Origin of the sequence: Variovorax sp. UC74_104 (assembly GCF_044055375.1) — a bacterium.
Classification (GTDB): Bacteria; Pseudomonadota; Gammaproteobacteria; order Burkholderiales; family Burkholderiaceae_C; genus Variovorax.
Genome location: NZ_CP171978.1, coordinates 93998 through 107396, shown reverse-complemented (window position 1 = coordinate 107396; position 13399 = coordinate 93998). Strand labels below are relative to the sequence as shown.

The 13399-nt window shown below is 68.7% G+C and carries 9 protein-coding genes and 1 tRNA gene; 4 read left to right on the top strand and 6 right to left on the bottom strand.

Annotated elements, in window-relative coordinates; all coding sequences use genetic code 11:
* Positions 1-27 precede the first annotated feature (27 nt).
* Together ACHMXA_RS00455 and ACHMXA_RS00450 are read left to right on the top strand one after the other, a co-directional pair.
* Complete coding sequence (locus tag ACHMXA_RS00455; RefSeq protein WP_395317609.1) at positions 28-1053, top strand: YheT family hydrolase; 1026 nt, start codon at positions 28-30, stop codon at positions 1051-1053.
* 4 nt (positions 1054-1057) lie between these two features.
* Positions 1058-1612 carry a DUF2946 family protein gene (locus ACHMXA_RS00450; protein WP_395317608.1) on the top strand — a complete coding sequence of 185 codons (555 nt, stop codon included), beginning with the start codon at positions 1058-1060 and terminating at the stop codon, positions 1610-1612.
* A 56-nt stretch (positions 1613-1668) separates the two neighbouring features.
* Here ACHMXA_RS00450 and ACHMXA_RS00445 read toward each other — a convergent pair whose 3' ends face one another.
* From ACHMXA_RS00445 to ACHMXA_RS00430, 4 genes are all read right to left on the bottom strand, one after another.
* Entirely contained in the window at positions 1669-2295 is a 627-nt protein-coding gene (locus ACHMXA_RS00445; RefSeq protein ID WP_395317607.1) for a c-type cytochrome, read from the bottom strand.
* A gap of 120 nt (positions 2296-2415) precedes the next feature.
* On the bottom strand, positions 2416-3858 hold the full coding sequence (locus tag ACHMXA_RS00440) for an efflux transporter outer membrane subunit (protein WP_395317606.1): 1443 nt from the start codon (positions 3856-3858) through the stop codon (positions 2416-2418).
* Positions 3851-7018 carry an efflux RND transporter permease subunit gene (locus ACHMXA_RS00435; RefSeq protein ID WP_395317605.1) on the bottom strand — a complete coding sequence of 1056 codons (3168 nt, stop codon included), beginning with the start codon at positions 7016-7018 and terminating at the stop codon, positions 3851-3853. The genes ACHMXA_RS00440 and ACHMXA_RS00435 overlap by 8 nt, the downstream gene beginning before the upstream one ends.
* 18 nt (positions 7019-7036) lie before the next feature.
* The gene (locus ACHMXA_RS00430; RefSeq protein ID WP_176668428.1) at positions 7037-8338 is read right to left on the bottom strand and encodes an efflux RND transporter periplasmic adaptor subunit; all 1302 of its coding nucleotides are present in this window, start codon (positions 8336-8338) and stop codon (positions 7037-7039) included.
* Between the two features lie 178 nt (positions 8339-8516).
* Between ACHMXA_RS00430 and ACHMXA_RS00425 the strand changes: the two genes are divergently transcribed.
* Entirely contained in the window at positions 8517-9191 is a 675-nt protein-coding gene (locus ACHMXA_RS00425; RefSeq protein ID WP_176668427.1) for a TetR family transcriptional regulator, read from the top strand.
* Positions 9192-9234: 43 nt separating this feature from the next.
* A tRNA-Arg gene (locus ACHMXA_RS00420) sits at positions 9235-9309 on the top strand.
* A gap of 155 nt (positions 9310-9464) precedes the next feature.
* Here the strand turns inward: ACHMXA_RS00420 and ACHMXA_RS00415 are convergent.
* Together ACHMXA_RS00415 and ACHMXA_RS00410 are read right to left on the bottom strand one after the other, a co-directional pair.
* Positions 9465-11549: a TonB-dependent siderophore receptor gene (locus ACHMXA_RS00415; protein WP_395317604.1), complete on the bottom strand. Its 2085-nt coding sequence runs from the start codon at positions 11547-11549 to the stop codon at positions 9465-9467.
* A 209-nt stretch (positions 11550-11758) separates the two neighbouring features.
* Positions 11759-13267 carry a diguanylate cyclase gene (locus ACHMXA_RS00410; RefSeq protein ID WP_395317603.1) on the bottom strand — a complete coding sequence of 503 codons (1509 nt, stop codon included), beginning with the start codon at positions 13265-13267 and terminating at the stop codon, positions 11759-11761.
* Positions 13268-13399 lie beyond the last annotated feature (132 nt).

Sequence of the window (13399 nt, the reverse complement as noted above, 5' to 3'; positions counted from 1 at the left end):
GCCGTTGCCGGAACTTCTCTTCAGTCGATGGACTACGCCGCGCCGCCCTGGCTGCCCGGCGGCAACCTGCAGACCATCTGGGCTGCGCTCTATGCCCGGCGCTTCGACGGGCCGGCCCCGGTCTACCGGCGCGAACGCTGGTCGACGCCGGACGGTGCCGACTTCATCGACGTCGATTTCGTCGATGCCCCGATGCCCGGCGCGAGGCCGCTGCTGGTGCTGTTCCACGGACTCGAGGGCTCCTCGCGCAGCCACTACGCCGAAGCCTTCGCCACCTTCGCGGCATCGCGCGGCATGGCCTTCGCGGTGCCCCATTTCCGCGGCTGCAGCGGCGAGATGAACCTCGCGCCGCGCGCCTACCACTCGGGCGACTTCGAGGAGATCGGCTGGATCCTCGCGCGCATGCGCGAGCAGCACGCGCGCAAGGGCGGCGGGCCGGTGCTGGCTGCGGGCGTGTCGCTGGGCGGCAATGCGCTGATGCGATGGGCTTGCGAAGCGGGCGAAACCGCCTCCGGCGTGGTGAGTGCGGTGGCCTCGGTCTGCGCGCCGCTCGACCTCGCGGCGGGCGGCGAGGCCATCGGCCGGGGCTTCAACAAGCTGGTCTACACGCGCATGTTCCTCTCGACCATGAAGCCCAAGGCGCTGGCCAAGCTGGCGCAGTTTCCGGGCCTGTTCGACCGCGAGCGGCTGGTGTCGTCGCGCAATCTCTACGAGTTCGACAACGTCTTCACCGCGCCGCTGCACGGCTTTCGCGATGCCGACGACTACTGGGCGCGGGGCTCGGCGAAGCCGCACCTCGCCTCGATCCGCGTGCCGGCCCTCGTGGTGAACGCGCGCAACGATCCGTTCATCCCGGCATACAGCCTGCCGAAGCCCGGCGAGGTGGGCTCGCACGTCACGCTGTGGCAGCCCGAGCACGGCGGGCACGTCGGCTTTCCGATGGGGCTGCCGCCGGGGCATGTGCGGGGCATGCCGGAACAGGTCGGCGGCTGGCTGCAGCTGCACGGCGGCGTTTCCGCTGACGGTGGGGGCTTGTCGCCGGGAAGAGAATGACGCGATGGACGACATAGTCAAACAGGCGCTCGCCAAGTGGCCCAACGTGCCGCACTGCTACGGCTGGCTCGGCCTGGACGCGCGCGGCAACTGGTACATGCGCGACGACCGCACTCAGGCCATGGGCCCGTTCCGTGCGGCCAAGGGCTCGATGCTGCGGCACGACAAGCTGATCGAATTCATCCACCGCAACTACGAGCACGACGACGAGGGCCAGTGGTTCTTCCAGAACGGGCCGCAGCGGGTGTACGTGGAGCTGGAGGCGTCGCCGCTGGTGTGGCGCGTGGCCGAAGATGCGAGCGGCGGCTTCACCGTCACCGCCCATACGGGAGCGGCAGCCACGGTGTCGGGTTGCCTGCTCGACGAGGAAGGCCGGCTCTATCTGGCCTCGCCGCTGGGGCTCGGGCTGGTGCACACGCAGGACGTGGGCATCGCGGCGGAAGCCGTGGAGCGGGGGCTGTGGACGCCTGAGAACGTGCAAGCCAGCACCTTGCCCGTGCGCTTCGGTCACGTGCTGAGCCCCGCCGAACGCCACGCCGAAGCCGTTTCGCGCGGCTGAATGCAAAAAAGCCGGCGCTGGGCCGGCTTTCTTTTTCTGCTGATCAGGGAAAACGCTTACTTGGCCGGCGCGCTGGCCGCCGCTGCGGCAGGAGCCGCGCCGGAAGCGCCTTCGGCGGGCGCCGCGGCTGCTGCAGCGGGGCGATCGGGCACCGGGAACTTGGCGCCGCCGGCATTGGCCATGTAGACCACTGCACGGCCCACTTCGAGGTCTTCGAAGTCGCCGCCGCCCTGTGGAGGCATGGCGCCCTTGCCCTTCAGGGCATGTTCGAGCAGCGTTGCGTAGCCCTGGCCGATGCGCGGGCCCCAGGCTGCTGCGTCGTTCAGGTGAGGGGCGCCAGGGATGCCGGGCGCTCCGTGGCAGGCGACGCACTGGGCCTTGAACACGGCCTCGCCGGCTGCGAGCGGACGGTTGGCGTCGCGGATCTCGATGCTGCCGACCTTCTTGAGGCGCTCGGCCACGTCACGGTCGCGCGCTTCCTTGGTCACGCCGTACAGCGCCATGTTGTCGCCCTCGGCGGTGCCGGCGGGCTTGTTGCCCGAGACCACGTAGGAGACAAGACCCACGATGATCAGGATCGGGACAATGAAGGAAAAAAATACCGCGAGCAGCAGTTGCTTCGGGTTCTTGATCGGCCCGGTGTGGGCTTCTTCTGTGGCCTGGTAATGCGGGTCTGCGCTCATTCGCGTCCTCAATTATCGGGGGCTCGTCGGGGGGCTTTTCCTAACCAACCGGCGATTATAGAGAGAGCCCTTGCCGGCCGGGGCAAGGGACCTCCCTTATGGGACGCCTTGGCGTCTGTCTCAGCCCTTGCCGCCCGCAGCGTCGCCGGCGTCGCGCGTGGCCCAGCCGCCGCCCAGCGTCTTGTACAGCGTGACCTGGTTCTGCAGCTGCAGCAGGCGCGTCGTCACCGCCGACTGCTGCGCCGTGAACAGCGAGCGCTGCGCGTCGAGCAGGTCGAGCGCGCTGGCGATGCCGTTGCGGTAGCGCAGGTCGGAGAGCTTGAAGCGCACGGCCTCCGCATCGGCCTGCGCACGCTGCGCGCGCACCTGCTCGCCCAGCGTGGCGCGGCCTGCGAGCGCGTCGGCCACTTCGCGGAATGCCGTCTGGATCGACTTCTCGTACTGCGCCACCGCGATCTCGCGCCCGGCCTTGGCCGAGTCGAGCGTGGCGATGTTGCGGCCTGCGTCGAAGATCGGCAGCGTCACCGTGGGCGCGAAAGACCATGCCTTGGAGCCGCGGTCGAACAGGCCCGAGAACTCGCTGCTCGCGGTGCCGATCGAGCTGGTCAGCGACACGCGCGGGAAGAAGTTCGCGCGCGCCGCGCCGATGTTGGCATTGGCCGCGATCAGCTGCTGCTCCGCCGAGCGGATGTCGGGCCGCTCGGCCAGCAGGTCGGAGGGCAGGCCGGCCGGCACGTCGGGCATCGGCTTGATGCCCTCCAGGCCCTTGGCGCCACCGGCCGTTGCGTCGGCAGGCACGGGCGCGCCCAGCAGCAGGGCGAGGGCGTTCTCGTCCTGCGCGCGGGTGCGCTGCTGCTGCGCATAGGAGGCGCGCGCCGTTTCCAGCAGCGAGTTCGCGGCCTGGAAGTCGAGCTCCGACGACACGCCGTTGTCGAAGCGCATCTTGGTCAGGCGCACAGACTCCTCGCGCGTGACCATCGTCTGGCGCGTGATCTCCAGCAGCTCGTCGTCGGCCAGCAGCGTGAGCCAGCCGTTGGCCACCGACGCGATCAGGCTGATCTGCACCGCCTTGCGGGTCTCGTCCGTGGCGAGGTACTGCGCCAGCGCCTGGTCCTTCAGCGCGCGGATGCGGCCGAAGAAGTCCAGCTCCCAGGCCGTGAAGCCGAAGTTGACGCTGTACGAAGAGGCCACGCTGCCCTGGCTCGGGTCGATCGCCTGGTAGGCGTTGGGGCTCGAGCGCGAGCCCGTGCCCGTCAGGCCGAGCGCGGGGAACAGGTTCGAGCGCTCGATCTGGAACTGCGCGCGCGCCTGCTCGATGTTGAGCACCGACACGCGCAGGTCGCGGTTGTTCGCGAGCGCCGTGCGGATCAGTCCCGCCAGCCGCGGGTCGGTGAAGAAGTCCTGCCAGGGCAGGTTGGCCGCGGCCTCGCCCTGCGGCTGGGCCGGATCGCCCGGGTAGGTGGTGGGCACCGGCGCGGCGGGGCGCTCGTAGGTCGGGATCAGCGAGCAGCCGGCCAGCAGCATCGACGCGGCCAGTGCGGTGGGAATGAATTTCTTAATCATGTTTCGTTTCCTCGGCGGAGATGCCGGCGGCTTCGGCATGCCGCTTGTCGGCTTCGTGCTGGCGCTTGCTGCCCTTGAACAGGCTGCGCACCACCACGAAGAACACCGGCACGAAGATCACGGCCAGCGCGGTGCCAGTCACCATGCCGCCGAGCACGCCGGTGCCGATGGCGCGCTGGCTTGCGGAGCCGGCGCCCGAGGCGATGACTAGCGGCACCACGCCCAGGCCGAAGGCCAGCGAGGTCATGACGATCGGGCGGAACCGCAGGTGGGCGGCTTCCAGCGCCGACTCGATGACGCCCTTGCCCTGGGCCTGCAGGTCCTTCGCGAACTCGATGATCAGGATCGCGTTCTTCGCCGAGAGGCCGATGATGGTGATCAGGCCCACCTGGAAGTACACGTCGTTCGAATACGCGCGCAGCATCGTCGCCACCAGCACGCCCAGCACGCCCAGCGGCACCACCAGGATCACCGACAGCGGGATCGACCAGCTCTCGTACAGCGCGGCCAGGCAGAGGAACACCGCCAGGATCGCGAAGCCGTACAGGATGATGGCCTGCGAGCCGGCGAGCTTTTCCTCGCGCGACTGGCCGGTCCATTCGTAGCCGAAGCCGGCGGGCAGCTGCGATGCGAGCTTCTCCATCTCGGCCATCGCCGCGCCCGTGCTGTGGCCCGGGGCCGCGTCGCCGCTGATGCGGATCGCCGGATAGCCGTTGTAGCGCACCGTCTGCGTGGCGCCCGTCACCCACTTGGTGGACGCGAAGGACGCCAGCGGCACCGGCTGGCCCTGCGTGTTGCTGGCGTTCAGCTTGAGCAGGTCGTCGGGCTGCATGCGCGCCGGGGCGTCGGCCTGCACCACCACGCGCTGCAGTCGGCCGCGGTTCGGGAAGTCGTTGATGTAGCTCGAACCCAGCGCGGTCGACAGCGTCGCGTTGATCGCGTCGAAGCTCACGCCCAGAGCGTTGGCCTTGTCGCGGTCGATGTCGATCTGCAGCTGCGGCGCGTCTTCCAGGCCGTCGGGGCGGACCTGCGCCAGCACCTTGCTCTGCGAGGCCATGCCCAGCAGCTGGTTGCGCGCGGCGATCAGCGCGTCGTGGCCCGCGCCCGAGCGGTCCTGCAGGCGGAAGCTGAAGCCGCTGGCGTTGCCCAGTTCGGGAATGGGCGGCGGGCTCAGCGGGTAGATGAAGGCGTCGCGGATGCCCGAGAGCGCACCGAAGGCACGGCCGGCCAGCGCGCTGGCCGAGTGGGCCGGGTCCTTGCGCTCTTCCCAGTCCTTCAGCGTCACGAAGGCAAGGCCCGCGTTCTGGCCCTGGCCCGAGAAGCTGAAGCCCATCACGCCCACCATGCTCTGCACTTCGGGCTGCTTCAGGATGAAGCCCTCGACCTGCTGCATGACCGACAGCGCGCGCTCCTGCGTGGCGCCAGGCGGCAGCTGCACGTTCACGATGATGTTGCCCTGGTCTTCCTGCGGCAGGAAGGAGCTCGGCAGGCGGGTGTAGGTGAACACCACCGCGCCGATGATCGCGACGTAGATCACGAGGTAGCGCGCGGCGCGGCGCAGGATGCGCGCGACCACGCCTTCATAGCCCTTGGCCGTGCGGGAGAAGCCGCGGTTGAACCAGCCGAAGAAGCCGGTCTTCTCGTGGTGATGGCCCGCCTCCACCGGCTTGAGCAGCGTGGCGCACAGCGCCGGAGTGAGCGACAGCGCCATGAAGGCCGAGAAGGCGATCGAGGCCACCATCACCGCCGAGAACTGGCGGTAGATGTTGCCGGTGGAGCCCGCGAAGAAGGCCAGCGGCACGAACACCGAGATCAGCACCACCGTCACGCCGATGATGGCGCCGGAGATCTGCCTCATGGCCTTGCGCGTGGCTTCGAGCGGCGAGAGCCCCTCTTCGCTCATGATGCGCTCGACGTTCTCCACCACCACGATGGCGTCGTCCACCACGATGCCGATCACCAGCACCATGCCGAACATGGTCAGCACGTTGATCGAGAAGCCCAGCGCCAGCAGCGAGGCGAAGGTGCCCAGCAGCGCGATCGGCACCACGATGGTGGGGATGATCGTGTAGCGCCAGTTCTGCAGGAACAGGAACATCACCACGAACACCAGCGCCACGGCTTCCAGCAGCGTCTTGACCACTTCGGTGATCGAGATCTGCACGAAGCGCGAGCTGTCGTACGGAATGGCCCACTTCACGCCCTGCGGGAAGTAGCGCTCGAGCTCGGCCATCTTGGCGCGGATCGCCTTGGCCGACTGCAGCGCGTTGCCGTTGGGCGTGGGCTGCACGCCGACGCCGACCGCGGGCACGCCGTTCAGGCGCGCCGAGGTGGCGTACGACTGGCCGCCGAGCTCCACGCGCGCCACGTCCTTCAGCCGCACGGTCGAGCCGTCGGTGTTGGCGCGCAGCACGATGTTCTTGAACTGCTCGACGTTGGCCAGCTGGCCGTTCACCGTCACCGTGGCCGCGATGGCCTGGCCCGGGATGTTGGGCAGGTCGCCCAGCGTGCCCGAGGCCACCTGCGCGTTCTGCGCGCGAATGGCGTTGTTGACGTCGGTCGCCGACAGGTTGAAGCCCTGCAGCTTGGCCGGGTCGACCCACACGCGCATCGCGTTCTCGGAGCCGAAGAGCTGGGCCTGGCCCACGCCGACCACGCGCTGCAGCTCGGGCACGACGTTGCGCGCGGCGTAGTCGCCGAGCGCCACCGGGTCGAAGTTCGGGTTGTCCGAGGACAGCATCACGAACATCAGGAAGTTGTTGCGCGACTTGTCCACGCGCACACCCTGCTGGGTCACGGCGGAGGGCAGGCGCGGCGTCGCACGCGACAGCCGGTTCTGCACGTCCACCTGCGCGAGGTCGTCGTTGGTGCCGGGCTCGAAGCTGATCGTGATGGAGCCGGTGCCGTCGGCCTGGGCCACCGATTCCATGTAGATCAGCCCCGGCGAGCCGTTCATCTCGCGCTCGATGACGGACAGCACGCTGTCCTCGAGCGTCTGCGCCGAGGCGCCGGGGTAGGCGACGTTGATCACGATGGCGGGAGGCGCCACCGGCGGGTACTGCGAGATCGGCAGCTGGGTGATTGACACGCCGCCCACCACCAGGATGAACAGTGCGATCACCCAGGCGAAGATCGGTCGGTCGATAAAGAATTTGGCCATTTGCGGGCGCGCTCCTGATTACTTCTTCTCGGCCGGGGCCTTGTCGGCCGGAGCCTTCTCGGCGGAGGCGGCTGCCGCGGGCGCGGCTGCCTCGGCGGCGGGCTTGGGCGCGCCGCCGTTGGGGTTCGGCTTGGTCCACGGGACGGCCTTCACCGGCGTGCCGGGCGGCATCATCTGCAGCTTCTGGAAGCCGTCGACCATCACCTGTTCGCCGGCCTTCAGGCCGTCGAGCACCACCCACTGGTTGTCCTTGGCGGCGCTGATCTTGACGGTGCGCTTGCTGATCTTGCCGTCCTTGTCGACCACCGACACCGTGTCGCCCTGCTGCGTGCGCGTGACGGCCTGCTGCGGCACCGTGATCGCGTTGGTGGCCTGGGCCTGCTCGAGCTTCACGCGCACATACAGGCCGGGCAGCAGCTCGCCCTTGGGATTGGGCACTTCGGCGCGCAGCGTTACCTGGCCGGTGGTGGAGTCGACCGTGAGGTCGGAGAAGAGCAGCTTGCCTTCGAGCGGGTAGTCGGTGCCGTCTTCGAGCACCACGCGGATGGTCGCGGCCTCCTCGCCGCTCGCGCGCTTGTACTGGCCGGCGGCCACGGCGCGGCGCAGCTTCATGGCGTCGGAGGCCGACTGCGTGAAGTTCACGTACAGCGGGTTGATCTGCTGCACCACGGCGAGCTCGGTGGCGTCGCCCTGGCCCACCAGAGCGCCCTCGGTGACGAGGGCGCGGCCGATGCGGCCCGCGATGGGCGAGGTCACGTCGGCATAGCTCTGGTTGATCTTGGCGGTCTGCAACGCCGCGCGGCCCGAGGCCACGTCGGCCTCGGCCTGCTTGGCGGAGGCCACGGCGGTCGCGTACTCCTGCTTGCTCACGGCATTGGCCTCGACCAGCGGCTTGTAGCGCTCGGCCAGGGCCTTGGCCTGCACGGCGTTGGCTTCGGCGCGGGCCAGCGTGGCCTGCGCGTTCTGGGTGGCGGCCACCAGCGGCGCCGGGTCGATGCGGAACAGCAGCTGGCCGGCCTTCACGTCGCTGCCTTCGCGGAATTCGCGCTTCAGCAGGATGCCCGACGCGCGCGCGCGGACCTGGGCGATGCGGGAGGCCTCGAGGCGGCCGGGCAGTTCGGTAACAAGTCCGACGTCCGTCGGCGTGGCCACGACCACGCCGACTTCTGGCGCGGGATGACCGCCGCCACCGCCTCCGCCGCCCGGACCTCCGGGCGCATCGCTCTTGCCGCAGCCCGCGAGGACCAGCAGGACGATGGCGGCCACGGTCGCGAGGCGCGGCGAAAAGGACGATTGGCGCGAGACATGCAGGAGAGGCATGCGATTCCTTTGATGCGAAGACGGGAGATGGCGGGCTCGCGGCGCGAACCGGAAACCTGTACAGCCAGGTCGGCCATCGGGGAAGCCGGCTAGTTTACATACATTCATGGATGTATAGTGACAGCCAGGCAATGGCCCCACGATACATAGAGGGCGTTGCCTTTACAAATCAGGAGACTTGGTGGCACGTCGTACGAAGGAAGAAGCATTGGCCACGCGGCATCGGTTGCTCGATGCCGCGGAGCTGCTGTTTCAGGCGCAAGGCGTCTCGCAGACCACGCTGCAGCAGATCGCGCAGCAGGCCGGCGCGACGCGCGGCGCCATCTACTGGCACTTCAAGGACAAGGCCGATCTCTTCAACGCGATGATGGAGCGCGTCATCCTGCCGCTGGAGACCACGCCGAGGGCGGCCGCGACCGCTCCCAACGTCGAGGACCCGCTGGCCGAGATCGAGGAGGGCATGGTGCACGCGCTCACCCTCATGACCACCGACCCGCAGGTGCGCCGCGTGTTCGACATCGCCACCCACAAGGTCGAGTACACGCACGACATGGCCTCGGTGCAGCAGCGCCACCTGGACGCACGCAACGCCTGCGTGACCGATTTCGAGAAAGCCCTGCGCATGGCCGCGCGCCGCGGCCGCATCAAGCTGCCGGTGCCGGGCCATGTGGCCGCGCAGGGGCTGCACGCGCTGATCAGCGGGCTCATCCAGAACTGGCTGCTCGACCCCCAGGCCTTCGACCTGGTGCCCACCGGCAGGCGCACCTTCAGGGTCTACCTGGCGGGCCTGGGCTTCGTCCGGCCGTCGCCGGGCGCACCCGTTGAGGACGAAGCCGAAACCGTCGTCGCCTGATAGGCGATAATGCGTGGCTCCGGTGCATGCCGGACCCAGATTCCTCGCTGTATTTCAACGGATAGAATTCGGCCCTCCGAAGGCTGAGATCCAGGTTCGATTCCTGGCGGCGGGACCAATTAAGAAGCCGGACACTTGCAAAGGTGTCCGGCTTTTTGTTTTTTCCCCGCCCTCGGGTATCGACCGGGGTGGCGACGCGAGCGCTTGGCTCGACCCTTCTGGAGGAAATCACCCCGCTGCCCGGGCGGGGATCGTGATGAGACGGGCGCGCCGTCAGAACTTCGCCTGCAGGCCCGCCACCACCTGCCGGCCCATGCCGGGCAGCACCGTGAGGTTGTTCCAGGAGGCGACGTAGAAGGTCTTGTCGAACAGGTTGTTCACGTCCAGGGTCAGCCGGACGCGCGGGTTGATCTGCCAGTAGGCGGTCAGTCGCACGGTCGTGTAGGCCGGCAGCCTGTAGGTGTCGGTGGCGTTGCCGGTGCGCTCGCCCACATGCACCAGGCCGCCGCCGATGCCGTAGCGGCCGTCGAGCAGCCTGTCCTCGCGGATGGCGAACAGGCCGCCGCTGACGCGCGGAATGTTGGCCAGCCTGCGCCCGAGCATGGCGGGGTTGTTGTCGCGGGTGACTTCGGTGTCGGTATAGGCCAGGTTGCCCGTCAGGCGCCAGTGGGCATCGAGCTGCCCCGCCACGTCGGCCTCGAAGCCGCGGCTTCGCGCCTGCCCGGCGGCGACGTTGAAGTTGGCGTTGGTCGGGCTGCGGGTGAGCACGTTGCTCTTGCGGATGTCGAACACCGCCATCGTGGCGCTCAGGCGCTCGTCGGCCGAAAGCCATTTGGCGCCCGCTTCCAGCGCGCGCCCGGACTGCGGCGCGAACGCGTTGCCGTTCTCGTCGCCGCCCGAATTGGGCCGGAACGATTTGCCCGCGCTCGCGTAGAAGGACAGCCGGTCGTTGGCCAGGTAGGTGATGCCCACGCGCGGCGACGTAGCCGAATGGCTCTGGACGGTGGTCTTGCGCGCCAGCAGGTCCTCGTAGTCCTGGTGGAAGCGGTCGAAGCGCACGCCGGCCAGCAGCTTCCAGTGCGGCGACAGGTCGATCTGGTCCTGCACGAAGACGCCGGTGGCGCGCTGGCTGTCGCGCGTGTTGAACAGGGGCGAGAGCGGCGCGGTCCGGGCCCGGCCGTAGACCGGGTTGTAGATGTCGATCGCGTAGGGCGCCGTGGCCACGCTCGAGTAGTCGCCGTACTGGCCCATGAAGAGCCTCCAGGATTCCACGCCCGCCAGCAACGTGTGGCCGATGCCGCCGGTGGCGAACTTGCCCTCGACCTCGGCCTGCACCGCCGTGTCGCGCGACGGCAGGCTGCGCCAGCTGTCCCGTCGATTGAGGGTGCGGTTGTCTGCCCGCAACGTGCTGTTGAGGTCGACCGCGTCGCCGAAGTAGCGGGTCTCGCGGTAGGAGGTGCCGACCCGGGCGCGCCAGCCCTGGCCCAGCTCGCGGTCCACGGTCAGCTGATGGGTGTCGCCCTCGATGTGCATGTTGCCCCGGTCGGGCTCGCCCAGGAAGCGATCGCGCGGAAGCACGCCGACGTTGCCGTTGATCTGGATCACGCCGCGATCGAGCGGCGCGCGGATGCGGACGAGCTCGGCCTCGTACTGCACCACCGTGCGGCTGTCGGGCGTCCAGGTGAACGCCGGCGCAAGCACCTGCTTGCGGCTGTCGATCAGGCTGCTGCGGCTCGCGCCGTCCTCGGCCACCGCGTTGAGCCGGTAGGCGAAGCTGGTGCCGATCGGGCCGGTGGTGTCCAGCGTCGTGCGCCGGAAGCCCAGCGTGCCGACCTCCACGCCGACGGTGTGCGCGGCGGTGAACTGGGGCTTCTTCGTGACCACGTTGATGGTGCCGCCGGGCTCGCTGCTGCCGTACAGCGCGGCGGCCGGGCCTTTCAGGAACTCGACGCGCTCGACGCTCGCCACGTCGCGCTGCGGTCCATAGCCGCGGCCCGATGGAAAGCCGTTGAGCAGCGAGCCGCCTTCCGTGTTGCTGAAGCCGCGGATCGCGAAGTTGTCCCAGGTGCCGCCGAAGTCGTTGAGACGCGCGATGCCGCTGACGTAGTCGATGGTGTCGCCCAGCCGCGTCGCGCCCAGGTCCTCGATCAGCTGGCGCGGCACCACCCGCACTGCCTGCGGTACTTCGATCAGCGGGGTCTCGGTGCGCGTGGCGGCGGTGCCGCCGCGAGGGCCCGCATAGCCCGAAGCCGAGCCTTCGGAGCGTTCCTGGATTTCGATCGTCCTGAGCGTGGCGGAGGTGTCGGCGTCGGCCGCCTCCTGCGCGAACAGGTCGGAGCCGGGCGTGAGCGCCAGCATGGCGGCGAGGGCGGATGCGGCGCGGGGAAAACGGGAGGGAGAGCTTGGAGAAGAAAGCACGGAGAGGATGTCGCGAGGAGGGGAGAGAAGAAGCTTCGCCAGGCGCTGGAAGCCTGGCGGGAGGCTCGAAGCCGGGGCGCGAATCCTAGCACCCAATGAAAACAACTCTCATTTACACGATGGTCACATTTGAGCCGGCTTTGACGAAGCTACGGCCGGGGCGCAGGCTCGACAGCCATCCAGACAATGCCGTTTCTCCCGCTGGCCTTGGCGCGGTAGAGCGCGACGTCCGCTGCCTTCGTCAGCGCCTCGAGCGACGTGTGATTCGACCGGCGAACCGTGGTGCACCCGATGCTCACGGTCACGGGCGGCAGGTCCTGGGTGCCGCTGCGAAGACGGGTGCCCTCGGCTTCGGCGCGTATGGCCTCGGCGACCTGCATGGCCCCCGATTCGTCCGTGTCGGGCAGGACCACCACGAACTCTTCCCCGCCATACCTCGCCGCGAGATCGCCGCGCCGGCGGACGTGACTTGCGATGCAGGCCGCGAGATGCTGCAGCGCGACGTCGCCCTGGGCATGGCCGTACTCGTCGTTGTATCGCTTGAAGTTGTCCGCATCCACGAAGAGCACCGAGAGACAACTGCCGCTGCGCTGCAGCCGGTCCCACTCGTTCTCCAGCGCCGCGTCGAGTGCGCGCCGGTTCTTCAGGCCCGTGAGCGAGTCGGTCTGGGTCAGCTCCCTCAGGTGCTCCTCGGCCATCACCCGGCCTCGCAGTGCGAATGCGAGGAGCCACACGCCCCCGCAGAAGGCGCTGCTCACCAGCAGCGAGGAGAGGCCCACCATCCACGAGAGCTTCTTCCACGGGGCCAGCGCGTCGTCCATGGCGGGTGCGACCACCGCGATGAACGGCGTCCCGGGTACGCGCTGGAAGGTGTACAGGCGAAGCGTTCCGTCGATGGCCGACGGCGCCGCGTAGAAGCCGGACTCCCGATCCAGCATGCGAGGAAAGGTCGGCGACTCCTTGAAGCTGTAGTCGACCATGGCCGGCGTCCGCGCGACCAGCGTTCCGTCCGTTCGCACGATCGATGCCACGCCATGCGGGCCGATATTGAGCTTGTCGAGCAGCTGGCTGAAGTACTCGAGGTCGATGGCCACGAGCGCAGTCCCGGCGAAGGCGCCGTCCGCCCGATTGATCCTGCGGCTCAGCGCGATGGCCTCGACGCCCCCGCGCGAGCGTGCGCGATAGGCCTTCGAGACATAGAGGCCGACCTCGGGAGAGTCGCGATGCACGGTGAAGTAGTCCCGGTCGCCGAAATCCCACCGGTGCGTGCTGGAGCAGCAGCCGTCGATGAGTCGGCCCTTGTCGTCGGTGACGCCCATGCCGGTGACATAGCGGGCGGACAGCGTCGAGCCGAACAGCAGTTCGTGCCGGACCTCCGGGTCGAGGTTGCGGATGGCGGGCTTGTCCAGTGCGGCGATCAGCATGAGCAGCGATTGGTCCGCCGACTCGATGGTGCGCGAGATGTTGCCGGACAGGACGGCCGCGACGTTCCTCGACATGCCGTGCGCATGCTCGACGGCCGTTTCCCGGTCCTTCCAGAGCGTGAGGGCGCTGATGAACAGCACGATCAGGGTCAACACTGTCCCCAGTGCGCCGACGATCATGGGATGGTGGCCCGCCAGTGTGGCGAGCCTCTGGGCGCGAGGACGAGGGGGCATGGCGTATTGCTTGACCGATGGATGTCGCAGGCTGCTCGATGCGTGCTTGCAGGGCTCGAGGTCGCCCGGGAGCGGGGACGCGAATTCGGGACGTGCCCACCCCTCGTTCGCGCACGAGCCACGTCCCCGCTT